The organism is Kosakonia sp. BYX6 (genome assembly GCF_038449125.1).
GTDB classification, from domain to species: domain Bacteria; phylum Pseudomonadota; class Gammaproteobacteria; order Enterobacterales; family Enterobacteriaceae; genus Kosakonia; species Kosakonia calanthes.
Window position 1 is genome coordinate 26,297 of sequence record NZ_CP151800.1, and the last position, 24,855, is coordinate 51,151.

Here is a 24,855-nt window from a genome sequence, read left to right on the forward strand (position 1 = left end):
GTTTAAGAAAACAGGAATGCGTTGCAGGTGCAAGTATGGACGCGCATTGAAAATTTATTACGCTTTGGCGCTACGCGTCCTGGCGTAAAGCGTGCTAAATACAGGTATTCGCCCCCGATTTCACAAGGTTAACTGTGCGAAAGCCATTGATTGCAGTTGTTATGTTGCTGGCGGGAACCGCTGTGTTTGCCGCCGAAACTCCGCTGACGGCGGCGCGTTACGCGCAACAGTTGGGGGTGGGAATGGATGTCGACTGGGCGCGTACCGATCGCGGTATTCGCGAGTTTGACCCGCTTATCGTGCGTGATTTTTACAACGCCGGGATTCGCCATGTGCGCATTCGCGTGGCCGATAACATGACCGAAGCGCGCTTGATCCACCTGCGAAAACTGGTGGAAGCCTGCGAAGAGTACGGCGTTATTCCGGTGATTGCTTACCAGGCGGATACTTTTAAAGCCGATCCCGATGCGAAAAACGAAGCGCAATTGGTGGCGTGGTGGTCGACGGTCGGACACTTTTTTGGCAGCGATCACCCGACGCTCGGTTTTGATGTGATTTATGAACCGGCCGACAAACTCAACCGCGATCTCCCGGCGCTCAATCGCGCCTACGAAAATGTCGTCAGAACTCTGCATGATATTGATGCGCAGCGCATGATTTTTATCGCCCCGCGCCTGCGCGCCGCGCCGGAAGATCTCTCTTCGTTAAAATTGCCGCCGCACAGCCAAAATTACCTGCTGGCGGAATGGCATATCTTCCCGTGGGGGCCGCTGAAAGCGAACGGTAAATACCCGTGGACATCCGGCACGGCGGCGGAAAGAGCGGCGATCCGCGCGCGCATTGCTACGGCGTTGCGCTGGCAGCAAAAATCCGGGCATGCCACCTGGGTTGGCGGCTGGGCGGTGGGCGAGTCGTTCAAAAGCGCGCCGACCGCGTCGCAAATGGCGTTCGCCCGCTTTATGGCCTGCGAGTTAAATAAGGCGAAAATCCCTTACGCCATTAATGCCGATAGCCAATTTTATGATGGCGAAGAGGGCGCCTGGCGGCCTGCGCCGGAGCCTTTACTGCAAGAGATGATTGCGCCGACGTGCGAAAAACCCGACGCGAAGCCGGGTCATCATGAGCTTAAAGCGCCGGTTCGTGGCGAGCAAAGCGCGACGCCAACGGCAGCCAGCACAACACAATCAACAGCCCGGCCAGCGTCATCAGCATCCCAAGGCTAAACTGGCTGTTCTGCGGCAACTGTGCCGACAGCCATGCCAGCCCGCCGGAACCCATATTTTGCAAGCCACCAATCAGCGCGCCTGCCGTTCCGGCTAAAAACGGAAACGGCTCCATCGCGCCGCTGGTCGCCAGCGGGAACAGCATCCCGGCACCGAAGAAAAACAGCGCAGCGGGCACTGTCAGCGTCCAGATATTCATTACGCCCATCATGCCGGGGATCCACATCAACACACCGGCCGCCAGGCAGCTGATCACCGCTTGCCACATCAGCGATGTGAAGCGCTTATTCTGCCGTCCGGCAAACCACGCGCCGAAAAACGCGGCGGGGATGGGCAGGATAAACAGCACGCTTACTGTCAGGCTGTTCAGGCCGAGCACACCGCCCAGCAACACGCCGGAACAGGCTTCAAACACCGCAATTCCGGCCAGCCCGCCAATCAGCATCAGCAGATAACAGCTAAACGCGCCGTTGCCGAGCAGGGCTTTATAACTGGTGATCAGCCGCGTGCGCGGCGCGCCCTGTGGCCGCGTTTCCGGCATCCAGCGCGCCATGCTGTAAGCGACAATGGCGCACAACACCAGCAAAAACATAAAACAGGCACGCCAGTTCATCAGCGTATTCAGTACGCCGCCAATCAGCGGCGCCAGCAGCGGACTCACAAGAATACCCATGTTCAGCAGGCTGTTGGCGTGGCGCAGTGCGCTGCCTTCATAGAGATCGCGCGGCAGGGTGCGCGCCATCACGCCGCCAACGCCCGTGCCGACACCCTGAAGTGCGCTGGCAAAGATCAACACCGCCAGGCTGTGGGTGGTGATGGCAATAATGGTCGCCAGCATAAAAATCGCCATCCCGGCGAGGATCACCGGGCGGCGTCCTACGTGGTCTGCCAGCGGGCCATAAAAGAGCTGGGAGACGCCATATGTCAGTAAGTAAGCGGCCATTACGCCCTGCACTGCGCCTTTTGATACCGCCAGGTCGCGCGCCATATCCGCAATGGCCGGGATATAGATGGTTTGCGCCATCTGCCCGACCGCGACCAGAAGCACCAGCATCAATAACAAATTGACGTTTCTCTGCTTTTTCATAGCGATGATTACTTTATAAAAAGTTGGTATTAAAGAATATATGGCTGCGATACAGTCTTAATGAAGGAGGAATCTACCACAGAGAGAGGGCAGAACCACTACACCGGACGGCAATGGTCAGGTGGTGACAGGCAGGATTTGTAAACAATTATCGGCAACTTTTGTTGCCAGAATGCATCACGCAAGCCGCAATAACATCGCCCCGGCGGCGATACCGCAAGCGGCCACAATGCGCAGGCCAGCGACTTTCTCTTTCAACAGCAGAAAAGCCAGCAGTGCGCCGAACAGAATCGAGGTTTCGCGCAGCGCCGCGACAACCGCCAGCGGCGCTTGCGTCATCGCCCACAGCGCCAGGCCGTAGGATCCCATGGTGCCAACGCCGCCCGGCAGCCCCTTTTTCCAGTTCGCCACCAGATAGCGCGTCACAACTTGTCGGCGTGTCAGCATCGCCCACAGCAAAAGGCAAAAGCCGTTAAGGAAAAACGTCCAAAGGGTGTAACCCAACGCGGAACCGGCGAGGCGCACGCCAGTACCGTCGACCAGCGTATACCCGGCGATAAAACAGGAGTTCAGTAGCGCCAGCCAAATCCCTTTGCGCGACTGGCTGCGCCCGTTAAAGGCCATACCGAGAATCGATACGCAGATCACGGCAATACCGCCCCACGCCAACGTGCTGAGGGAATCGCCCAGAATCAGCACGCTGATTAATGCCACCAGCAGCGGCGCGGTGCCGCGCATTAGCGGGTAGGTTTGGCTCATGTCCGAGACTTGATACGTTTTGGCGACCAGCACGGTATAAACCACCTGCAAAGCGCAACTGGCGGCCAGGTAAGGTGCGCTGGCAAGCGTGGGTTGGGGAGAAAAAGGCAATAAGATAAGCGCGATTAGCGCGGCGGAGCCACTTACGGCAATGGCGGAATAGAGCTTGTCGCTGCCCGCTTTGACAATCGCGTTCCAGCTGGCATGTAACAGCGCGGCGAACAGCAAAATACAAAAAACAGAGAGGGTCATAGCGGCATGGGTGAGTGAATTGTCATCAAAATGTAACATCCTGGATGCCGGAAAAGCCAGAACGCCATTGTTAAAGAGGGGCGGTTTCCCGCCCCTCTTTGGTGCGACTTGAACCTGAATTACCGCAGGTATTTCAGGACAGCTTCAAGCAGTTGCAACAAGGCAACAATGAGTTTCAGGATCAGGATGACCAGTTCCATTTCGCCCATACGCATCTCCCGTGGTAAGGAGCACCGGCTGACGTACCTTTCCGCTGCCTGTTGCCAGCCTTGTTGTTGGCGTAACGCAGTGTGCTCTCGAGGGGTTAAGGCGCTGACGGCACCACCCGTTTCAGCCAGGACTTATTGCGCCGTAGAACGCGGCCCCTCACACAGATGCGCGAAGTCAGTATATGTTAATACTGTTTATATATACAGTAATTATTGGCGGTTTTTGCGACCTTGTACCATACTCAATGCGGGAAAATACGCTTGAAAATTGCGCAATCAGAGGATTCAACGTATAGTTTCGCTGTTGACGTAACGCAGTGTGCTCACGGCCACCAACCGCGAAAGCCTGTGAAAAAAACCTCGCTTCAGTGCCCGCCACTGGACGACTTAAATTAGCGGAGAATGTCAGAACATATTCTCCGCTAATATTGAGATGCTAAATCTAATCCAATTTAATTCCGCTAATCTGTAAATATATTTCTGCTGTTTCGCAAACAGGACAAATTAATTTCTCAATAATTAGCTTCTTTTTTAGTTGAGTCGGTAATGCAACGCTTTGCTTACTTGAGTATTATTTTCGCCCTGTCATCATCATGTGATTTATTTTATGGGCCTGAAATTTCAACCTAAAGTTGGTTCCATTGTTATTTGTGACTTTCGCGGTATGGTTGTGCCCGAAATCGTTAAAAAAGGCCTGTCATTGTTGTTGCCAGGAGTCGCTGTAACAGCCAGCTTGTGACTGTGGTACCAATCAGTACAACCGCGCCAGATCCCGCCAAAGACTACCATCACGCGTTACGCCAAAACCCGATTCCGGGAAATGAGCATATTCCTTGCTGGGCAAAGTGCGACATGATTAATGTCGTTTCGCTCGAACGCCTCGACAGAATTAAAAATGCAGGATGGGGGCGAGATAATTATATTGTCCCGACAATTGAGCGAGACGAGCTTGAAATGATTAAGCATGGAATATTGCATGGGCTGGGTATGTCGTATCTAGTTTTATAAGTTATTCTTTAAATTATTACGGCTGCCTGTAATTATGAATGTACAGTGTTTTACTTGACATAAAACTCTCACCAGCTAATATTGCCGCTGTTCCCTTATGGGACTTGTAAGACTTCCAGAATACCGGAAGCCAGGCGCGACAAGATGGCGATGACAAGCCTGTCGCCCCCTGTGAAAAGGCACCTTTTTAGGTGCCTTTGTCTTTTCTGCGTTTACAGCTTTTCGCAAATCGCCAGATTGATGCGCACGAATTCATCCCAGGGGATGATCGCGGCGAGGTTTTGCCGGTAATACTCTTCAACACGGCACACCAGCGGGCGCTGTTCGTAGATGCGGCACAAATGGCTGTCGTCATCGAAATGGCGGCATGCCCCGTCGCCGCGATCGAGAAACGCGGTTTCGGGGCTGGCGTTCACCCTGCGACAACATTTGCCGCAGGCGGTGCAAGGGAACGGCGTGAGTGGCGCATCAGGCATCGGTGAGCCGGTCGGAAAGCCGCTGCGCCTGCGTCAGCGCGTCGCGGTTGGCCTGCATTTCGCTGTTTGCCACATCCAGCGTTGCCGTGACTTTCTGCGTCATTTCCGTAAACCACGGCGTGAGGATGTCGCGCACTTCGTCCGCCATCGCTTTCTCAAATTTAGCGGCAATATCGCGGGAAATGTCCTCGACTTCCTGCATAAAACGCTCGCGTTCGCGGGCATAGTGTTCAGACTGCTCGCGCAAGCGTTTTTCTTGCGGATCTTCAGCCACCATATCCCAAAGCGTGCTGATCACCGTCACGGCAGTGCCGACGTAAGGGATCCATTTCCCGACCACCAACGTACCCCATTTTTCCATGGTTTTTGGGCCGATGCCTTTCATCACCGACGGCAGCCACTCTTTCACCAGCTTCAGCCCGGCCACCACATGCTCGGGTTTGGCGACGCTGCCCACCGTGCCAACGGCGCTTTTCACCGCATCGGCATTCACTTTATCCAGCAGACCTTTGTTGGCTGGCATTGTCTCATCGGTTCCCGGCTGGATGCCCTGTACTTGCACATTATTGTGATGGGGCGCGCCCGCCAGCGCAGTTTCCAGCGCCTGCACATCCTGCGCGAATTGGCTGCTCAGAAACGCGGTTTCGTCTGTCAGCACCCGGTTCACATTGTCGACCGCTTCATGGTAAATCGCGCCAATGGTTTGCTGGCAATGCTGCGGATCCTGCTGGAGCGCGGTTTTGCTGCGCGTTTGCAGTATCAAACGGTTACGCGCAATCTCTTTGTTCACTTCACGCTGGCAGGCGGCCTGTGCGGCAAGGAGATTTTTCAGCAGCGTGTTGTACTGGCGCACCGCGTCGTCACCGCTGTTTTGCATCAACGAGGCGAGCAACGTGTCGAGGAAATCGTGCAGCGAGTGCGCAAGTTGCTTGCTGATGTCGTCCGGCGTAATGCTGTCGATAAAGCCGGTCAACGCCGTTTCGAACGCCGGGTAGCCGCTGTATTCAATAAGGCCTGGCTTTTGGCGCAGCTTGCCATCCAGCGCGCGTTGCGCGTTGACACGCCAAATGGGAATGTCGGCTAAAACCGCGTCCATTCCTTTCGCAGCGGCAAGCTCTTGCAGGCGCATCCGCGTGCTGTTCTTCAGCCGGGTAAACAGCTCAACGGAAAAGTCCTCTTTTTCATTGAACACCAGAAACAGCTTTTTGCCCTGCGCCAGCAGGTCAATCATCACCTGCAACGTTTTCATCTCTTCCGCCGCGCCGGAAGGGTTTACAACGAAAACAATGGCATCCACGTTGAGCATCTGCTGTTGTGTCACTTTTTCGTGATCCAGCGGCGCATCCACGCCGGGCGTATCCAGAATGGCATACTGCCCCCAGCGGTATTCGTCCACGCGATCGGTCAGCGGAAAATCGCCCGTCGGTGCCGTTTCCGCGCCCAGCAGGGCGTTAATCAGCGTGCTTTTACCGGCGTTATACACGCCGTAAACCATAATGCTCGCATCGGGTTTACGCATTTTCTCTGCAAACCTGGCCGCTACCGGGCGAAACGCGGGTTCCAGCGCGGGATAGTGGCGCACAAAGGCTTCAGTGTCGTGATAAATGCGATAAAGATCGTTTAAGGAAAGCGTCATCACTGGTTTTCCTGGTGCAGAATCCGCTGGGTTTCCAGCAAAAGATGTTCAATAGCGAGGCTCATCGTCGCGACTTCACGTTTAAGCGCGTCGGTCAGCGCCTCGCTCTCGGTTAACAACTGCGTGGTAAGTTGGTCGGCAAGCGCGCGAATGGCGCTGGCGACAGACGCGCAATAGCGCTCAATGGCCTGCGCCTGGATTGCGCTCAGGTTGTCGCCCACCGTCAATTCAATGGTGCGCGTCCCCATTCTGGGGCCGGTGCTGAGCGCACCGCCCGCACCGCCGCCAATCGTCATCCCTACCGCCGCGCCCGCCGGGCCGCCTAACGCAAAACCGAGGGCTGCGCCGGCAAGTGCCCCCAGCCCGCTGTTGCGTTTGCGGTTGCCTTTTACGACTTCACCGGGGATCTCTTCGGTGATTTTCTCTAAAGAGAAGTTCGGCAGCGTCAGCGTCGAGGCCTGCCAGCTATCGCTCATCGCGGTTTTAAACTCGCGCGTAATGTCGCGAAACAGCTCGGCGATGGCCTCCACCACCACCTCTTGATGCACCGTGTCCCACCGTGTGCGCGCCTGGCGAAGTTGGCTGTTGATGGCGGATTCGTCATCCCGCAGCGCCAGCAGCGCATCAAACGTGTCGTCGACACTCGCCCGCATGCGCGATTGTGCGTGACGAACTTGCCGGATAATGGTCTGCGCCAATGTACGCTGCAACTTTTTAAACGTCTCACCAAACAGGGCAATTTGCTGGTGATACGGCGCCAGATCGTCGATGCAAACAGTCAGGAATTTATGGAAATTATTCAGCGGCACATGGCGTTTGATGCGCACTCCCTCGGCGTGCGACAGCGTGTGCAGAGTGGCAAACAACTGCGCCATGCCGCTCTCTGCCATGTGCTGTTCGTCGTCGAAGAAACGCTGAGCAACCTGCGCCGAAATTGAAATAATTTCGACGTTTTCGCGCGCAATGCCGTCCGCATTAAGCTCTTTCGCGACATAGTCCCTTTGCGCCAGCCGGGTAGGCGCAGGCTTCATCATTTTGCCTTTGATTACCATCCGGTCGTTTTCGTCGTCCCAGTCCTCGTCAGGCGTGTCGCTGCCGGTGATTAACAGTAGCGTCTGCTTTTTCTGATCGAGTAGCTGGCGAATCTCCTGCAAATCGCTGGCGCGTCCGGGCGCACTGGAACTCATGGTGTAGAGGATCAGATCGGCATGCTGGACGTATTCCTGCGCCAATTCGCCGTTGCACTGTTTCACCGAATGCAGGCCGGGAGAGTCCACCCACGTCAGGCCGGGCAGACGAAAGCCCTGAATCGAGCTGGTGGCTTCGGTGCCATCAACGCGAAATTGCTGGTTTTGCTCCGCTTCGCGCGGCGCGTCGCCATTTTCCGCCTCGGTGTTTTCATGGGAAAACCAGGCCGGATGTTGGTTGGCAGGCAGGCTATCTTTGGTTTGTTGCGTCGGATCGGTCTGCCCCCAGGCCATATAGTTACCGAGCGAGCTTTTGCCGGACTTCACCTTGCCGAACACAAACACCAATAGTGAATCTTCAAAACCCTGGCGGAAAGCCAGCCCTTTATCGCGATGCTGTAAACGTTCGCGCCAGCGCTGATCCTGCTGCTGAAGGCTGTGGATGAAATGTTTGATTTGCTCGCTGAGCGGGTTATTGGCTGGCAATGTGTTCATGGCCTGGTGAAGATGGCTCGCCATCTGCGCCTGGAACACCTGGTAAGCGCGCTGGAACTGGTCGTCCATGGTTTGCGCCTCGGCAAGCGCAGAGGCAAACCGCCCTTCGAGCGCCTGAAACGAGGCCAACAACGTTTCACGTAACATGCTTACTCTCCCTGTAATTGCGCGCGTAATTTTTCCAGCCTACGCAGGTACGATCGCATCTCTTTTAGGGTGTCGTCGCAGTCGGTAATCAACTCGTCGGCATCGTAAATTTCGGGGCAGGGAATCAGTTGAGCGTCATAAAACCCTTCAAAATCCGTGAGACTTTTGCGGGTCTTGCTGTCAAGCAGGCCCAGCGCGTAGTCGATAACAAACGGCACGCTCACTTCGCGTTTTAAAATCTCGCCGTCATTACTCAACACCGCCGCGAAAGGTTTCGCGGAGCGGTAATGCACTTCAATCCACTCTTGCAGCGCCACCGCGAACTCTTCAGCCGAGGCCTGGCCTTGCTCGCGAAACGCGGACTGAACGGCAAGGCGCTGTTCGCTTTTGTTACGCGCCGCGCGCGCTTGTTCGGCCCTTTCCCGACGACGCCGTTCTTCATCATCGCCATTGCCATTGGCGCTGTTGTCGTCATCGCTTGATGATGCCAGCAGCGCGCCCAAACCCAGTAATGCGCCGCCAATCAACCAGGGTAATGCCATTTTCCCGCTCCTTAACGAATGTTGCGCAGTGCTGCGGCGTGGGAATCCATCCTCTGACGAAACGCTTTAACGGCAAGGTTGAATGCCGCAAAACCGTCAATCAGTTGTGCTTTGGTGTCCGATTTGATCTGCGCCACCTCGGCTTCGGCACGCTTCATCCCGGCAATGAGTTCATTCACCGCCACCAATTGACGCTCGCGCTGCACCGCCGAAACGCCCGCAAACCGCTGCAAATAGTGCTCAAGTTCCTGAATGTGGCTGGCGCGCACCAGGCCTTGTTTATTTTGTGTCATGCCGGTTTTAAAACGGGTACCGGATAAGGTGAAACAACGGGGAGAGAAATTCAGGTCGCTGCGGCACTGCTCAAGAATGCGTTTTTCAATGGCGTCGATTTTTTCCGCGCTTTCCGCATCCGATTTACTGAGGATAAGAATAATGTTCTGGTCGGCGTAGCTGCCGAAAGAGGCCGCCAGCTCACGCAGAAAATCGACCTCGATCTTCTCCAGTTCGCCCGGCGGTTGGTGGACAAAAAGAATCACGTCCGCGCGCTTAGCGCCTTGCTGTGCTTGCTGATTATCCGCATCGTTGGCATCCAAACCCGGCGTGTCGAGAAAGACAAAATCGTCGCTGGTATACGCCTGCAATTGCGCCGTTTCACGGATATCGTTAGTGCGAAAACGCTCGGTTTCAAAGTGCCCGGTAAGCATATTCAGCAGGTAGCTTTTGCCTGCGTTCATCAAGCCCCAGGCGGCGATAACGGGTTTCGAGTCGGTGAGTTTCTCTTCCAGCAAGGCATCCGCCTGGCTGAACAATTGCTGATGTGAAGCCTTAATCGAATCATCCATAAGTTTAAGCACGCTTCTGAAGGTTATGTCGTTGATTGTCGCGCGAGCGATGACAGGTTATGTCAGTCCGCTGAATATAAAGTGGATGTTATTAGCTTCGGCAATTCACGGAAAATATTTAAGGGAAATTTCAGGTTGTTAGCGGGCAAGCGTGCATTGCAGAGCAAGTGTGATCGATTGCACAGTTTCCTGCCGGTACGTAAAAAGCGGTTGTCGGGCAATGATTCCTGTGGTTGTATAAATCTCGTTAATGACATGACAACAGGTCCCTAATGAACGCTGCCATCAAACCGATGAACCTACTAAAAACCGCGCCTAACGCCGCGGTGGTCGTCGTGCGTGTGGTGGTGGTCGTCGGCAATGCGCCGTAGGGTCCGGAACAACACACGATTCCAAAACCCCGCCGGCGCAACCGGGCGGGGTTTTTCGTTTTAGCCCCCCTGGAAAGCCGGCTCAGAACAAGAAGGACTGGAGCATGGCAAGTTTGGGCAGCACATCGCAATCCACGCGCTACACAGGCGCGCAGCTGATTGTTCATTTACTGGAGCGACAGGGCATCACCACCGTAACGGGTATTCCGGGCGGTACTGTCCTTCCGTTATACGACGCGCTGAGCCAAAGTACGCAGATTCGTCATGTGCTGGCGCGCCACGAGCAGGGCGCAGGGTTTATCGCCCAGGGCATGGCACGCACCCAGGGCAAACCGGCGGTGTGTCTGGCCTGTAGCGGGCCGGGCGCGACCAACCTGGTGACCGCCATTGCCGACGCGCGCCTCGACTCCATTCCGCTGGTGTGCATTACCGGCCAGGTGCCCGCTTCGATGATTGGCACCGACGCGTTCCAGGAAGTGGACACGTACGGCATCTCTATCCCCATCACCAAACATAACTATCTGGTGCGCGATATCGCCGAACTGCCGCAGGTCATTTGCGATGCGTTTCGCATTGCGCAGTCTGGTCGCCCAGGCCCGGTGTGGATAGATATTCCTAAAGATGTGCAAACCGCAGAAATCACCCTGAGCGAGTTGCCGGAACCCGGTTACCAAGCCCCGACACCGGCGTGGAATGCCCAGTCCGTTCGCGAAGCCGCCGAGATGATCAACGCCGCCCAGCGCCCGGTGCTTTACCTGGGCGGCGGCGTGATTAATGCGCCGCAGCAAATTCGCCGGCTTGCGGAAAAAGCCAGCCTGCCGACCACTATGACGCTGATGGCGCTCGGCATGTTGCCCAAAAATCACCCGCTTTCGCTCGGTATGCTGGGGATGCACGGCGCGCGCAGCACCAACTTTATTTTGCAGGAAGCGGATTTGCTGGTTGTGTTAGGCGCGCGTTTTGATGACCGGGCGATTGGCAAAACCGAGCAGTTCTGCCCGAACGCCAAAATTATCCATGTCGATATCGACCGCGCGGAACTCGGCAAAGTGAAACAGGCGCACATCGCGATTCAGGGCGATGTCGCCGAAGTGCTCGACGCGCTGATCCCGCAAATTGAAGCCAGTTCCCGCCACGCCTGGCGCAACACGGTAGAACAGTTGCAGGCGGAGTTTCCGTCCAGCATCCCGAAAAGCGGCGATCCGTTAAGCCATTACGGTTTGATTAACGCGGTGGCGGCCTGCGTGGATGATGACGCGATTATCGCCACCGACGTGGGTCAGCATCAGATGTGGACGGCGCAAGCCTACCCGCTGAACCGCCCGCGCCAGTGGCTGACGTCCGGCGGATTAGGCACCATGGGTTTTGGTCTGCCTGCGGCGATTGGCGCGGCGCTGGCGAACCCGGAGCGCAAGGTTATCTGCTTCTCCGGTGATGGCAGCCTGATGATGAATATTCAGGAGATGGCGACCGCCGCGGAAAACAATCTGGATGTGAAAATCATTCTGATGAACAACGAAGCGCTGGGGCTGGTGCATCAACAGCAAAGCCTGTTTTACAAATCCGGCGTGTTTGCCGCCACCTATCCGGGCATGGTGAATTTTGTGCAGATTGCCGCCGGGTTTGGTCTGGACACCTGCGATTTAAACGCAGCGGCCGATCCGCATGCCGCGCTGCAAGAGGTCATCTCCCGACCAGGCCCTGCGCTGGTGCATGTGCGTATCGATCCACAACAAAAAGTTTACCCGATGGTGCCGCCGGGCGCGGCGAATACAGAAATGGTGGGGGAATAAGCCATGCAAGCAACTGAAAACGTCATTCTCGAGCTCACCGTGCGCAACCATCCGGGCGTGATGACCCACGTGTGCGGGCTTTTTGCCCGCCGGGCGTTCAACGTGGAAGGCATTCTTTGTCTACCGCTACAAAACGGCGAGCAGAGCCGCATTTGGCTACAGGTGGCCAACGATCAACGGCTGGAACAGATGATAAGCCAGATCGACAAGCTGGAAGATGTGGTGCAAATCATCCGTCACCAGACCGATCCGGGCGTGTTTAACAAACTTGGGTTGTTCTTTGAATAACCGTTAAAGCGGTGCGTCGGCCTGGCTGGTTTCATACAGCAGCGCGCGCAGCCACTGCTGCGCTGGATCGCGGTGCGCGCGTTCATGCCAGGCCAGCGTTTTGGTAAAACCCGGTATCGGCAACGGCGCGTCGCGCAGGCACATGCCCGGCGTCAAACGCGCAAGGCGCTGCGGCACCACCGCAATCATATCGCTCACTGCTAATATCTCCGGCAGGATCAAGAAGTTACTGACCGACACGCCAACCCGCCGCGTTTTGCCGAGCGCGGCGAGCGCGTTATCCGCCACGCCGCGAAAACGCTCGCCATCCCAGGAGACCAGCGCATGTTCCAGCGCACAAAAGCGCTCCAGGGTCAGCGTCTTTTTGGCGGCGTCCGGGTGATCGGCGCGCATCATGCAAACGAAGCGCTCCTCAAACAGCGCCCGGCTGTGCAAGTCGGCGGGCGTGCTGTATGGCGTCATCAGCGCTGCATCAATGTCGCCGCGCTCAAGCTGGCTCAGCAAGCGCTTGGGTTCCACCGGTTCAACGCGGATGCGAATGCCCGGCGCACGCTGTTTTAGCCGGGCGATAAACGGCACGATCACCACTTTGAGCGCGTAATCGGTGGCGGACAGCGTCCAGGTGAGCGACGCGGTTTGCGGGTCAAAGGCGGTGGGTTTTAGCAGCAGATCGATATCGGCGAGAATGCGCTTTACCGGCGCGGCCAATTCCTGCGCGCGTGCCGTGGGGATCATGCCGTGCGGCGCGCGGACAAACAGCGGGTCGGCAAAATAATCGCGCAGGCGTGTCAGCATGCCGCTCACCGCCGGTTGCGTCAGGGAAAGACGCGCGGCGGCGCGGGTAACATTGCGTTCATCAAGCAGCGCATCAAGGGTTTTCAACAAGTTGAGATCGAGGTTTCTGATATCGTTATTCATGATAGTGACCAGCCAGGGCGATAAAAAAGATTATCGCACTTACCGCTGTTCGTCGCGGGGGATTTCCCCGTATGATGAGCCTCTTTTGCGCACCGGGAGTCGGTATGATTTGGTTGATGTTGGCAACGCTGGTGGTGGTTTTTGTGATTGGTTTCAGGGTATTAACGTCCGATTCCCGCCGCGCGATCCGCCGTCTCACCGACCGACTCAACATTCAGCCCGTGCCGGTGGAATCGATGATCGATCAGATGGGTAAAACCGCCGGCGGCGAGTTTCTAAACTACCTTGTGCGCCCGGATGAAGCGCACCTGCAGAACGCCGCGCAAGTGTTGTTGATCTGGCAAGTGTCGATTGTCGATAGCAGCGAGCAGAACCTGCTGTACTGGCACCGTTTATTGCAAAAAGCGCGGCTGGCGGCGCCGATTACCGATGCGCAAGTGCGCCTGGCGCTCGGTTTTCTGCGTGAACTGGAACCGGATAAAGCCGATCTGAGTAACTTCCAGATGCGCTATAACGCCTTGTTTATGCCCGAAGAAGGCGTGCACTGGCTGCACTGATATCACACTTCGTGATAGCGATGATAAAAGATAACCATTAGATTTATATCTCTGCGCTTTGCATAGTGGCCTCGTTAAACACTCACGAGGTACACCATGACTCAATCTCTGACCCACAGCGCCATTATCTGGCCGCTCGATTATCTGCCTGGCACCACCGATAACTTTGCCTCTAACGAAATCATTGTTGCCGGCCTGACGGCGCAAGAAATCTGGGCGCAACTGAACGACACCACGCTGTGGCCGACCTATTACAGCAACGCGCAGGAGATTCGTTTTCACGATGCCAGCGGCCCGTTGTTAAGCGCCAATGCCCGTTTTCGCTTTACCACGTTCGGTTTCCCGGTCGAGGCGCAGGTGTGTGAATATGTACCGCCAGTCGACGGCCAGGCCGCGCGTATCGCGTGGTACGGCTGGGTGGAAGGCGATGAAAATGCGCGTCTGGATGTGATTCACGCCTGGCTGTTTGAAGATTTGCCTGGCGGGCGGGTGCGCATTCTGACCCAGGAATCGCAAACCGGCGTACCGGCGCAGCAACTGGCAAGTGCGGTACCAAACCCGATGATTAATGCGCACCAGGAATGGATTGTCGGCCTGGCAACGGCGGCGCGTAAGGCGCGCGGCGAATAGGTCTGTTCCGGCTATAGAGTTGCCAAATTGTTAATTGCGTCACAGTTTATGAATGTTACACTGCGCGACTTTCACGAATAACAATTAAGCAGGTAACGAATGAGTGAGCAAACTGTGGCGCAATCTCCAACGGATGCGGTCACCCGACCAAACTGGTCCGCCGTCTTCGCCGTGGCGTTTTGTGTGGCGTGCTTGATCACCGTTGAGTTCTTACCGGTAAGCCTGCTAACACCCATGGCGCTGGATCTGGGTGTTTCCGAGGGCGTTGCCGGGCAAACCGTCACCGTGACGGCGTTTGTGGCGATGTTCGCCAGCCTGTTTATTACCAACATTATTCGCGCGGCCGACCGGCGTTATGTGGTGATCGCCTTTGCGGTGCTGCTTACCCTCTCCTGCTTGCTGGTGTCGTTTGCCAATAATTTCACCTTGCTGCTGTTAGGCCGCGCCTGTCTTGGGCTGGCGTTAGGCGGCTTTTGGGCGATGTCGGCGTCGCTGACCATGCGGCTGGTGCCGATGCGCACCATCCCGAAAGCGCTGTCGGTGATTTTTGGCGCGGTGTCGATTGCGCTGGTGATTGCCGCGCCGCTGGGCAGTTTTTTAGGCGGCATTATCGGCTGGCGAAATGTGTTTAACGGCGCGGCGCTGATGGGCGCGGCCTGTATTCTCTGGGTGTGGAAGGCGCTGCCGTCGCTGCCGGGGAAAACCGAGCACCATGAAAATATGTTCGGCCTGCTGAAACGCCCCGGCGTGGCGGCGGGCATGCTGGCGATTTTTATGGTCTTCGCCGGGCAGTTCTCGTTCTTTACCTATATTCGCCCGGTGTATATGAACCTTGCCGGTTTCAGCGTTGACGGGTTGACGCTGGTGCTGCTGAGCTTTGGTATCGCCAGTTTTGTCGGCACGTCATTTTCATCGGTGATAATGAAGCGTTCGGTGAAAATGGCACTGGCTCTCGCGCCGCTGACGCTGGCGATTAGCGCGCTGGTGCTGATTCTGTGGGGCAGTGATAAAGCGGTCGCGGCGGGCATCGCCATTGTCTGGGGGCTGGGGTTTGCGCTGGTGCCGGTCGGTTGGTCAACGTGGATCACCCGAACCTTGGCCGATCAGGCGGAAAAAGCCGGTTCCATTCAAGTCGCCGTTATTCAGCTCGCCAATACCTGCGGCGCGGCGATTGGCGGTTTCGCCCTCGACCATTACGGCCTGTTATCGCCGTTAGTGCTTTCCGGCAGTTTGATGCTGCTGACCGCGCTGCTGGTGGCGGTAAAAGTGAAAGTGAAAGCGTAAAAAAATCGCGTAGCGTGAATTCGTAGGCCGGATAAGCGTAGCGCCATCCGGCAAATTGCCCGGTGGCGCTGCGCTTACCGGGCCTACAAAACCTCGGCATATTGCGGGTTCTGACCGCTACGCGGCGCGCATTTTGCGGCGGGAATCGAGGGAAATCAGCATCACCGACGAAACAATCAACAGCGTGCCTAACCAATCCGGCAGCGAAAACGCCACGCCGAGCAGCACCACAGAAAGCAGGGCGCTGCTGAGCGGTTCGGCGCAACTCAAAATGCTGGCTTTCGAACCACCAATCATCTGCGCGCCTTTCAAATACAAACTAAAGGTCAGCGCTGTGCCGATCACCACCAGGTAGAAGAACGCCATCAACAGGCTGCCATCAACCACAAACTCATCCCCCTGCCCGGCGAAAAATGGCACCAGCATCAACCCGGCCAGCAACATGCTCCAGCCGACAATCGGCAAGGTGCCGTAACGGGCAATCAACGCTGAAGGATAAGTGGTATAAAACGCGGCGGAAAACGCCGACACAATACCCCACACCAGCGCTTGTGAGGAAATCGACAGTGACGTCAGGTTGCCGTGCGTCACCAGTAAAAACGTACCGATAAGCGAGGTCAAAATCGCCGCCGTTACCGGTAGCGTCGGGCGGGCTTTTCGCGCCAGCGCAAACCACGCCACGATGATCGTCGGGGATAAAAATTGCAGCACCGTCGCGGTGGCGGCGTTGGATTTTTCAATCGTCAGCAGAAAAGTAAGCTGCACGACCATGGCGCCAAACAGCGAGAAGAATAATAGGCTGAGCGCGTCTTTGCGGTTTTTCAGGATGGCGAAGATTTTGTCGCCGTGCACAAACGACAGCGTTAACAAAATCACCCCGGTGAACAGCAGCCGCGTCATGGTTAACCACGGCGCCGAAATAGGGCTTTTGTCCATAATGTACTGGGCGCACACCCCGGAGCTGCCCCACAACACAGCTGCTGCCAGTACGTACAGCATCCCTTTTTTTGTCGAACCCATTACTCACCCAACTTTGTCATGCTGATTACTTATCACCAGGGCGCGAAGCATAACACATGCACAGGGTTTAACCGGAGGCGGTTGAGGGTGACCGCCTCCGGTTTATTGCATCAGAACCAGGCTTCCCACATCGCGCCGATGTTCAGCGAATCAAGCGTGGTGTCGTCGGTGCCGGTCACGCGCGCGGTGCGTTTGTTATCCACTTCGCCGCCGGTCACGTAGAAACGCAGCATCGGGCGGAACTCCGGCCCCATCGCAATCGAGATGTTTTGCGACAGCGTGACTTTCCAGCCGTGGTTGTCGCCGCCGTCGTCATAATCGACGCGCTGATAACCCGCTTCCAGCCAGGTGGAGTGCACATCGTTCCACCAGTGCATCGGGCGAACAATCGCGCCGTAGTTGCGGCGATTATCGGTTTTGATGGTGCTGTTGTCGTAATCATGGAAGGCCAGCAGATAATCGACCTGAGTTTGTTGCGTGAACTTGTAGCTGCCTTCGAAGCTGGCGTAAATCGCCGTCAGATCGTCGGTTTTGTTAAACACGCTATTGTCTGAGTTATCAGAATAGCGGGCGATCACTTTGTTCACGCCGTGATCGTTGGTGTGGCTGAGCACCACGCCGCCTTGCCAGGCATGCAGGCGCTCGTCGCGATCGACGGCTTTCGAGTCGAAGCCGTAGTTGGCATAAACTTCGAGATCGAGCGGCCCGACTTTCATGCCGTGGACTTTGGAGGTCACCGCGTAGTTGCCTTTATCGCCGACGTTGGAGCTGCCGGTACAGGTGATGCGCGACGGGTTGGATTCATCTTCCATCACTTCCGGGCTACAGGATTCGATGGAGCCAACGGCGGCAACGTCAAACTGCACGCCGCCGATATCGAAGTTTTTCACCCCTGCGCCCTGGCCGTCGTGGTTCATCCAGAAGTAATCGTTGATGCCCTGTTGCGGGCGCTGGTGGAAATCACGTCCCGCCCAGAAGTAAGCGTTCGGGTTGGAGGCCAGCAAGTTGGTCACCCCGGCGTAGGCTTTCTTCAGGTTAACTTCGTCACCCCAGTGATCGAACATCACGTTGATATCCCAGATCGCGCCGTTATCGCCTTTAAACGCTTTCGAGAGCTGGAATTCGCCGCCGTTGCCTTCGTTCCCCAAACGACCAATCGCCGATGCGCCGTTGTACGAACCGTCAACACCCACGTATTTCTGATCGCCGGACTGGAAATGCGCGCCGTAACGGGCGTAACCGCTGAATTTCACGCCGTAAGGAATCGCCATATCCGGGGTTTGCGCGGTGCTTTGCGGTTCAACCACCACATCGGCTTTTTGATTAATTGCTGTGTCCATTTTGGCCTGGCGTTCCGCCAGCGCTTTATCCACCGCTTTTGCCACGATGGCGTCAATTTGCTCTTGCGTAAATTCTTGTGCGAAGACGGAGCCAGAGCAAAGCGTAGCCGCAACCGCCAGCGCCACTGGAAGTTTTTTATTTATCTTCATGGTTATCTCAATTTAGTAAGTTGTTCTCAGACAATAACCTTCCGGCCCGCAACGGGCAGAAATATTGCCATCATCAAAACAAACTGCTTTATTTTATTAAGTGAGGTACAGATTCATTAAGATTTACCGTAATCAATTCTCCATTCAGTTACGCTGATAGAGCTGAATAATCTCCTCGGACAATTCACGCGCTAATAACGACGTCATTAAATGATCCTGCGCATGCACCATAATTAATGTCATGGGCTGGCGGGCTTCACCGGCATCCTGTTCAATTAATTTGGTTTGCATCTGGTGCGCCTGGCGCGCGTAACCATCGGCTTCCAGCAACAACAGCTTCGCTTCTTCAATGTTCCCTTCCCGCGCCGAGCGCAGTGCTTCAAAGCAGAGGCTGCGCGACTGCCCGGCATTAACGATAATTTCCATTACCGCTTCTTCAAGTGCGACCATAAACATCAATCCTGAGTAAAACCATTTGCGGCGGCGGTGGCGGCAAACCACTCTCCGCTTTTCTTAATGGTACGTTGTTGGGTAGCTAAATTTAATTGCACAAAACCGTAGCGGTTTTTATAGGCATTACACCATGACCAGTTATCAATAAATGTCCACATATGGTAGCCAAGACAATTACAGCCTTCGCTAATTCCTTTATGCAGCCAAATAAGGTGGTCGCGAACAAAGTGAATTCGATAACTATCGTTAATTTGTCCGTTTTCAATAAACCGTTGTTCATTCTCAACGCCCATGCCGTTTTCTGAAATAAAACAGCGTGGGTTGCCGTAATTCACGCGCAAGTTGGTGAGAATATCGTAAATACCCGGTTCGTAAATTTCCCACCCGCGATACGGGTTCATTTTACGGCCTGGCATTTCGTAATAATCAAACAACCACTCTGGCATAAACGGCGAATCGGGATTCACCGCGCTGTCCCGGCACTTTACCCGCCGTGGCTGGTAATAGTTGATACCGAGCAGGTCGATTTTCCCTTCTGCAATCAGCGCGATATCGTCCGGCTGGCAGGCGGGCAACTGATTGTGCTCTTTCAGCAGCGCCACCAGGTCAGCGGGATACTCGCCACGCAGTACCGGGTCGAGAAAACTGCGGTTAAACAGCAAGTCGGCATAATGCGCCGCTTTTACATCCGCCGGATGTTGCGAGCGCGGATAAGAGGGCGTCAGGTTCAGCACAATGCCAATCTCACCGGGGTGATGCCCGGCGCGAAACGCCCGCACCGCGCTGGCGTGGGCCAACACCGTGTTGTACGCCACCGTGGCGGCGCGTTTGAAATCCACCACGTTCGGGTAGTGAAAATCGTACAGATAACCGCCCTCGACCGGCACAATCGGCTCGTTAAAAGTAAACCAGTGATGCACCCGGTCGCCGAACAGCTCAAAACAAATTTGCGCGTAACGGCTGAACGCCTGCACCACCTCGCGGCTTTCCCAGCCGCCTTTTTCCTGCATCGCCATCGGCATGTCGAAGTGAAAAAGGGTGATAAACGGCGTGATGCCCTGTTCCAGCAGTTCGTCGATCACCGCGTTATAAAACGCCACCGCTTGCGGATTCACCTCGCCGGTGCCGTCCGGGATGAGCCGCGCCCAGCTCAGCGAAGTGCGAAAGCTGTTGTGATTAAGCTGCGTTAACAGAGCGATGTCCTGCCGCCAGTGGCGGTAAAACGTCGAGGTTTCCTGCGGCCCAATCTGCTGGTGAAAACGCCACGGCTGACGGGCGAACCAGGCATCCCATGTGGTCGCGCTTTTACCGCCTTGCTCGCTTTCCCCTTCGGTTTGCAGCGCAGAACTGGCGCTGCCCCACCAGAAGTTTTTGGGAAATTGATATTTCATGACCTGCTCCTTTAATTACTGCTGATGGTTTCGGCCAGCGGCGCGCTGCTTTGTGCTTTTTGCTCTTCCGTTTTCAGCAATGAACGCTCATAGGCGCGCAGGAATGGCAGATACATCAAGGCGGACATCACCATACAAATCACGCACATCACCACCGGGCTTAAGGCCCAGTTTGCCGCCCAGGACGCACCGATTGGCGCGGGCGTGGTCCACGGCGTCAGGGAAACGACTTGCGCCAGCAGGCCCATCTTGGTGGCGACGTAAGCCAGCACAGCATTGACCAGCGGCACGCAGACAAACGGGATAAACAGCATCGGGTTCATGATGATCGGCGCGCCGAACAGAATCGGTTCGTTGATATTGAAGAAGCTCGGCACCACGCCCATTTTGCCGATGGTACGCAGATGCGCGACGCGGCTACGCAGTAGCAGGAAAGCCAGCGGTAGCGTTGAACCCACGCCGCCAATCAGCAAATAGTGATCCCAAAAACCTTGCAGATAGACGTGCGGCAATGCAGCGCCCGCCGCCAGCGCGGCCTGGTTAGCCGAGAGGTTCGCCATCCAGAACGGGTTCATGATGCCGGTGACAATCAGCGAGCCGTGAATCCCGGCGAACCAGAAAATCTGGCACAACAGCACAGAGAGCAGAATGGCAGGCAGGGAATCCGAAGCCGACACCAGCGGTTCCAGCAGGTGCATGATCGCCTGCGGCAGGATCATGCCGGTTTGCGCTTCAATAAACAGGTTCAGCGGGTGCAGCGTGGCGATGATCACCAGCACCGGAATGAGGATTTCAAACGAACGGGCAACGCCGGTCGGCACCTCTTTCGGCAGGCGAATGGTGATGTTGTGCTGTTTCAGCCAGGCATAAACCCGCGCGGAGTAAATTGCCGTCAGCAGTGCGGTAAAGATGCCCTGCCCGGAGAGATATTGCGTGGAGATTTTGCCATCCGCATAGGGCGCGGCGACCAGCAGAAAAGCCATAAATGCCAGCAGGCCGGTCATTACCGGGTCGAGATTAAACTGACGACCCAGGCTGGCGCCAATGCCAACGGAGATAAAAAACGTCATCACCCCCATGCTGAGGTTAAACGGCAGCATCAGTTGTTCGCGGTATTCGGCGGAGAAATCGAGCCACGCGCGGGCGAAACCGACGGTGGTGTCGGCGGAAAACGGCGGGAAGATAAACACCAGCATAAACGAGCCGATGATCATAAACGGCAGTGCGGCGGTGAAGCCGTCGCGGATGGCGATAACGTACTTTTGCTGCCCAAGACGACCGGCCAGCGGCGTGATGGTTTGCTCAATAACCGTAACCATTGATTGATATAAGGAACTCATAAGAACACCTATTTAATGCGCCGCTTCAATCAGCGACAAAGCATAGTCCAGTACCTCATTGCCACGTTGCATGCCGTAATCCATCGGGTTGATGGGTTGTACCGGAATGCCCTGAGCGGCGGCCTTTTCTGCCAGTGTTTTTAACATGTATTTAACTTGCGGACCGAGAAGCACGACCTGGTAACGCGGAAACTGCGTGTCAAATTCCGCGACGCCATACGCGTCGATCTCCACCGGGATTTCGCGCGCTTTCGCCGCTTCCTGCATTTTCCTGACCAGCAAGCTGGTGGACATCCCGGCCGAGCAGCACAACATAATCCTGAACATCGTTATCCGTCCTCAAATGTAACGCCTTATTGCGGAGACGATTGGATATCATATGGAAACCGGTTTCCATTTGTTCTCAACGGAAGTGTGATAGCTATCAATATCTATATCAGGCGAGGCTTATTTATTGGATTTACATCACAGATTCTAATGATTTCTTGATAGCAAAAAGCGCTAAATGGAAAATCGGTTTCCATGAAAAAAGGAAACCGTTATACTGCCGATGGTTATATATTAGCCGTTGCTGTATTTGGATTTCGCGGACGCGTTTGGTCGTCCGTCAGGGGAGAAAGATGTCTACAATCAACGATGTATCACGTTTAGCTGGGGTGTCGAAAGCCACAGTCTCACGGGTGTTGAGCGGTTCGCGCGGGGTGAAGGAAGCCAGCCGTCTCGCGGTGCTAAAAGCGGTCGATGAGCTGAATTACCGGCCCAATGTTATCGCGCAATCACTGCTCAGCCAGTCGACAGGCTGCATCGGTGTTATCTGCGCCCAGGAAAATATCAACCAAACCACCGGTTATCTTTACGCGCTGGAAAAACATTTAAGCCAGAGCCAAAAACATCTCCTGTTGCGCTTCGCCAATACCAAAGCGGGGGTGATGAGCGCGCTGGATGAGCTGACCTGCGGGCTGTGCGACGATGTGTTAATTATCGGCGCGCGTTTCCCGCTCTCGATTGATGATGAAAATGTGATTCTGGTGGATTGTGTGGAGTCCGACGACGCCACGCCCAATAGCATCCAATTCGATCGCGCGTTCGCCGCGGAAACCGCCTGCAATTACCTGATTAGCCAAAGCCGCCGGCAGATTGCCCTGATCCACCCGCACAATGCCGCAGCCGAACAGGTGCTCCACGGCTATAAATTAGCACTGGAAAACAATTTCCTGCCGTTTAACCGCAACCTGGTGTTTATGGATGACACCTCATCTTCTGTGGCGCTCCAGGTGTTGCTGAATAACGCGACGACGTTAAATTTCAATGCGTTATTGGTTGCCGACGAGCAAGAAGCGCAGCGGGTGATCCCCCAATTGCAGGCGTTTAATAAATCCGTGCCGGGCGACATTATGGTCTTCAGCCTTGCGGGTTCGCTGCATTTGCCCGGTATTCCGACCATTCCGGCGATTGAATATTCGATGGACGCAATGGCCGCGCGTATTGTTGCGTGGCTCAATGAGAAAACCCAAAGCGTGCTGGGAACTTATCGCGTGCGCGGAGATTTGATTATTCCCGAAATGGGCAAGCGATAATAAATATATAAGGAAGCTTCCTGCGGGAAGCTTTTTATATTTCCGCCGAATATATCCGGATCTAAAGTTAAATTTAAACCCATACCATCTATTTACGAATTGAATATTGCTCGCGCATTTATTCTATAGGATTATGATTAAAAGAAATCTCTTAGAATAAATTTCACTTAAGTCTATTCTGCTGGCGGTAGCGATTTTTTCATGGATGGTGAGCGTGCGTTATCTGGTCTTATTTTTATTATTTGTGGCAACGGCGCAGGCCGCGTCATTATCCCCGGCTGATCGGGATGTCATTCGTCAGCAACAAGAACAACTGCTGCGCCAGAATCAGCAACAGCGTGATGAACTGGAACGCAGCACAACCCTTCCTCGTCAAAGCCAGAGCGCGCCTGCCTCGCAGAGCAGCGGGCCATGTTTTGCTATCCATACGATTATCCTCTCCGGCGTGACGCTTATTGGCGAAAAAGCGCAGCAGAAACTGATTGCGCCGTGGCAAAACCGCTGCCTGAATATAGCGAAAATAACCGAACTGACCGCCGCGATTTCTGACTGGTATATCAGCCGTGGCTATATCACCAGCCGCGCATTTCTTACCGAACAGGATCTGTCGCAGGGTGAATTACGCATTGTCGTGCTGGAGGGGAAATTAAAGCAAATTCGCCTCGACGGTGAATCGCCGCGCATGTTGAAAATGGTGTTTCCCGGTCTGGAAGGTAACGTCTTAAATTTACGCGATATTGAACAAGGGATGGAGCAAATTAACCGTTTGCGCAGCCATCCCGTGCAGATCGAAATAGTGCCGGATGCCGAGCCGGGATATTCCATTGTGAATTTAACGGCTACGCCGGAATTTCCGTTAAGTGCCAGTCTCTCGCTGGATAATAGCGGGCAAAAAAGTACCGGCGAAGAACAGCTAAATGGTTCGCTCACCGGCAATAACTTGCTCGGCCTGGCGGATAAATGGTTTGTCAGCGGCGGGCGCAGTAGCGACTTCGCCAGCACTTATGATGCGCAGAGTTTCCAGGCCGGCGTCAGCGTGCCTTACGGCTATGGCCTGCTCGATTACAGCTACGCCTGGAGCAACTACCGCACCACCCTTATCAACCAGGGTTTCCCGTGGATTTCCACCGGCGACACCAAAACTCACCGCCTGAATGCCTCATGGGTGGTGTTTCGCAATGGCGATATCAAAACCGCGCTCTCGGCGGCAGTGACGCAACGTTCCAGCCGCAACTGGCTTAACGATGCGCCGCTGGTCAGCAGCACCCGCAACCTTTCCAGCCTCCAACTTGGCATTAACCACACGCAGAAAATGCTGGGCGGCGTGGCAACGTTCAACCCGAGCTACAGCCACGGCACACCCTGGTTTAACGCCGAAACCGATGAAAACAAAACCGGTGATGTCCCGCGCGCGGAGTTTCGTAAATGGAGTCTGAGCGCCAGTTTTCAGCGCCCGCTCACTAATGATTTGCTATGGCTGACCAGCCTGTACGGGCAGTGGTCGCCGGACAGGCTTTACGGTAGCGAACGTCTGACGCTCGGCGGGGAAAGCTCGGTGCGCGGTTTCAAAGAGCAGTATCTGTCTGGCGATAACGGCGGCTACTGGCGCAACGAACTCAACTACGCCCTGTTCACCCTGCCGGTGCTCGGGCAGGTAAGCGCCACGGCGGCGCTGGACGGCGGCTGGCTGGAAAAAGACCGCCTCGATAAGTACGCCTCCGGCACGCTGTGGGGCGCGGCGGCGGGGCTTGGCAGTGCAAATCGCTGGTTCGCCAGCCAGCTTACGGTCGGCACACCCCTCGCGTATCCCGGCTGGCTTGGGCCGGATCACCTCACCATTAACTGGCGCGTTGCTGTCACATTTTAAGGAAGAAGAC

Annotated in this window: 25 protein-coding genes; 10 read left to right on the forward strand and 15 right to left on the reverse strand. The window is 55.4% G+C overall.

What is annotated here, in order from left to right:
- Positions 1-134: 134 nt before the first annotated feature.
- Complete coding sequence (locus AAEY27_RS00125; protein ID WP_342322953.1) at positions 135-1,223, forward strand: cellulase family glycosylhydrolase; 1,089 nt, start codon at positions 135-137, stop codon at positions 1,221-1,223.
- Here the strand turns inward: AAEY27_RS00125 and emrD are convergent.
- The 3 genes from emrD to tisB all read right to left on the reverse strand — a co-directional run bounded on the left by emrD (position 1,126) and on the right by tisB (position 3,530).
- Complete coding sequence (emrD, locus tag AAEY27_RS00130) at positions 1,126-2,310, reverse strand: multidrug efflux MFS transporter EmrD (RefSeq protein ID WP_342322954.1); 1,185 nt, start codon at positions 2,308-2,310, stop codon at positions 1,126-1,128. The two genes, AAEY27_RS00125 and emrD, sit on opposite strands and share 98 nt — an antisense overlap.
- A gap of 177 nt (positions 2,311-2,487) precedes the next feature.
- Positions 2,488-3,321, reverse strand: coding sequence for a DMT family transporter (locus tag AAEY27_RS00135; RefSeq protein WP_342325679.1), 834 nt, complete (start codon positions 3,319-3,321; stop codon positions 2,488-2,490).
- A gap of 119 nt (positions 3,322-3,440) precedes the next feature.
- A complete protein-coding gene (tisB, locus tag AAEY27_RS00140; protein WP_342322955.1) occupies positions 3,441-3,530 on the reverse strand; it encodes a type I toxin-antitoxin system toxin TisB in 90 nt (29 codons plus the stop codon).
- 741 nt (positions 3,531-4,271) lie between these two features.
- Here tisB and AAEY27_RS22365 point away from each other — a divergent pair.
- Entirely contained in the window at positions 4,272-4,538 is a 267-nt protein-coding gene (locus tag AAEY27_RS22365) for a hypothetical protein (protein ID WP_425294647.1), read from the forward strand.
- Positions 4,539-4,750: 212 nt separating this feature from the next.
- Here the strand turns inward: AAEY27_RS22365 and AAEY27_RS00145 are convergent, their stop codons facing one another.
- The 5 genes from AAEY27_RS00145 to AAEY27_RS00165 are packed head-to-tail and all read right to left on the reverse strand — an operon-like array spanning position 4,751 to position 9,866.
- A complete protein-coding gene (locus AAEY27_RS00145) occupies positions 4,751-5,014 on the reverse strand; it encodes a YkgJ family cysteine cluster protein (protein WP_342322956.1) in 264 nt (87 codons plus the stop codon).
- Positions 5,007-6,650 (reverse strand): GTPase, encoded by a 1,644-nt coding sequence (locus AAEY27_RS00150; RefSeq protein ID WP_342322957.1) that lies wholly within the window; start codon positions 6,648-6,650, stop codon positions 5,007-5,009. The genes AAEY27_RS00145 and AAEY27_RS00150 overlap by 8 nt, the downstream gene beginning before the upstream one ends.
- Positions 6,650-8,479 (reverse strand): dynamin family protein, encoded by a 1,830-nt coding sequence (locus AAEY27_RS00155; RefSeq protein ID WP_342322958.1) that lies wholly within the window; start codon positions 8,477-8,479, stop codon positions 6,650-6,652. Before AAEY27_RS00155 ends, AAEY27_RS00150 begins: the two co-directional genes overlap by 1 nt.
- Positions 8,480-8,481: 2 nt before the next feature.
- Positions 8,482-9,021 (reverse strand): hypothetical protein, encoded by a 540-nt coding sequence (locus AAEY27_RS00160; protein WP_342322959.1) that lies wholly within the window; start codon positions 9,019-9,021, stop codon positions 8,482-8,484.
- An 11-nt stretch (positions 9,022-9,032) separates the two neighbouring features.
- A complete protein-coding gene (locus AAEY27_RS00165; RefSeq protein WP_342322960.1) occupies positions 9,033-9,866 on the reverse strand; it encodes a GTPase in 834 nt (277 codons plus the stop codon).
- 272 nt (positions 9,867-10,138) lie between these two features.
- On the opposite strand from AAEY27_RS00165, the gene ivbL reads away from it, so the two are divergent.
- The 3 genes from ivbL to ilvN all read left to right on the forward strand — a co-directional run bounded on the left by ivbL (position 10,139) and on the right by ilvN (position 12,318).
- The gene (ivbL, locus tag AAEY27_RS00170; RefSeq protein ID WP_342322961.1) at positions 10,139-10,237 is read left to right on the forward strand and encodes an ilvB operon leader peptide IvbL; all 99 of its coding nucleotides are present in this window, start codon (positions 10,139-10,141) and stop codon (positions 10,235-10,237) included.
- Between the two features lie 104 nt (positions 10,238-10,341).
- Positions 10,342-12,030 carry an acetolactate synthase large subunit gene (gene ilvB / locus AAEY27_RS00175; protein ID WP_342322962.1) on the forward strand — a complete coding sequence of 563 codons (1,689 nt, stop codon included), beginning with the start codon at positions 10,342-10,344 and terminating at the stop codon, positions 12,028-12,030.
- 3 nt (positions 12,031-12,033) lie between these two features.
- Positions 12,034-12,318, forward strand: a complete 285-nt coding sequence (gene ilvN, locus AAEY27_RS00180) for an acetolactate synthase small subunit (protein WP_342322963.1) — start codon at positions 12,034-12,036, stop codon at positions 12,316-12,318.
- Positions 12,319-12,321: 3 nt separating this feature from the next.
- On the opposite strand, the gene AAEY27_RS00185 is transcribed toward ilvN, so the two are convergent.
- Positions 12,322-13,236 (reverse strand): LysR family transcriptional regulator, encoded by a 915-nt coding sequence (locus tag AAEY27_RS00185; protein WP_342322964.1) that lies wholly within the window; start codon positions 13,234-13,236, stop codon positions 12,322-12,324.
- A gap of 104 nt (positions 13,237-13,340) precedes the next feature.
- On the opposite strand from AAEY27_RS00185, the gene AAEY27_RS00190 reads away from it, so the two are divergent.
- The 3 genes from AAEY27_RS00190 to nepI all read left to right on the forward strand — a co-directional run bounded on the left by AAEY27_RS00190 (position 13,341) and on the right by nepI (position 15,707).
- A complete protein-coding gene (locus AAEY27_RS00190) occupies positions 13,341-13,793 on the forward strand; it encodes a DUF1198 domain-containing protein (RefSeq protein ID WP_342322965.1) in 453 nt (150 codons plus the stop codon).
- A 96-nt stretch (positions 13,794-13,889) separates the two neighbouring features.
- Positions 13,890-14,423 (forward strand): SRPBCC domain-containing protein, encoded by a 534-nt coding sequence (locus AAEY27_RS00195; RefSeq protein WP_425294648.1) that lies wholly within the window; start codon positions 13,890-13,892, stop codon positions 14,421-14,423.
- A gap of 99 nt (positions 14,424-14,522) precedes the next feature.
- On the forward strand, positions 14,523-15,707 hold the full coding sequence (gene nepI / locus AAEY27_RS00200; protein WP_342322966.1) for a purine ribonucleoside efflux pump NepI: 1,185 nt from the start codon (positions 14,523-14,525) through the stop codon (positions 15,705-15,707).
- A gap of 117 nt (positions 15,708-15,824) precedes the next feature.
- On the opposite strand, the gene AAEY27_RS00205 is transcribed toward nepI, so the two are convergent.
- The 6 genes from AAEY27_RS00205 to AAEY27_RS00230 all read right to left on the reverse strand — a co-directional run bounded on the left by AAEY27_RS00205 (position 15,825) and on the right by AAEY27_RS00230 (position 21,728).
- Complete coding sequence (locus AAEY27_RS00205) at positions 15,825-16,727, reverse strand: EamA family transporter (protein WP_342322967.1); 903 nt, start codon at positions 16,725-16,727, stop codon at positions 15,825-15,827.
- Positions 16,728-16,837: 110 nt separating this feature from the next.
- Positions 16,838-18,217, reverse strand: coding sequence for a carbohydrate porin (locus tag AAEY27_RS00210; protein WP_342322968.1), 1,380 nt, complete (start codon positions 18,215-18,217; stop codon positions 16,838-16,840).
- Between the two features lie 144 nt (positions 18,218-18,361).
- A complete protein-coding gene (locus tag AAEY27_RS00215) occupies positions 18,362-18,667 on the reverse strand; it encodes a PTS lactose/cellobiose transporter subunit IIA (RefSeq protein ID WP_342322969.1) in 306 nt (101 codons plus the stop codon).
- A gap of 5 nt (positions 18,668-18,672) precedes the next feature.
- A complete protein-coding gene (locus AAEY27_RS00220; RefSeq protein ID WP_342322970.1) occupies positions 18,673-20,061 on the reverse strand; it encodes a glycoside hydrolase family 1 protein in 1,389 nt (462 codons plus the stop codon).
- An 11-nt stretch (positions 20,062-20,072) separates the two neighbouring features.
- A complete protein-coding gene (locus tag AAEY27_RS00225) occupies positions 20,073-21,401 on the reverse strand; it encodes a PTS sugar transporter subunit IIC (protein ID WP_342322971.1) in 1,329 nt (442 codons plus the stop codon).
- A gap of 12 nt (positions 21,402-21,413) precedes the next feature.
- Positions 21,414-21,728 (reverse strand): PTS sugar transporter subunit IIB, encoded by a 315-nt coding sequence (locus tag AAEY27_RS00230; RefSeq protein WP_342322972.1) that lies wholly within the window; start codon positions 21,726-21,728, stop codon positions 21,414-21,416.
- Between the two features lie 293 nt (positions 21,729-22,021).
- Here AAEY27_RS00230 and AAEY27_RS00235 point away from each other — a divergent pair, with 293 nt between their 5' ends.
- Together AAEY27_RS00235 and AAEY27_RS00240 are read left to right on the forward strand one after the other, a co-directional pair.
- Positions 22,022-22,978, forward strand: coding sequence for a LacI family DNA-binding transcriptional regulator (locus AAEY27_RS00235; RefSeq protein ID WP_342322973.1), 957 nt, complete (start codon positions 22,022-22,024; stop codon positions 22,976-22,978).
- Between the two features lie 205 nt (positions 22,979-23,183).
- The gene (locus tag AAEY27_RS00240; protein WP_342322974.1) at positions 23,184-24,845 is read left to right on the forward strand and encodes a ShlB/FhaC/HecB family hemolysin secretion/activation protein; all 1,662 of its coding nucleotides are present in this window, start codon (positions 23,184-23,186) and stop codon (positions 24,843-24,845) included.
- Positions 24,846-24,855 lie beyond the last annotated feature (10 nt).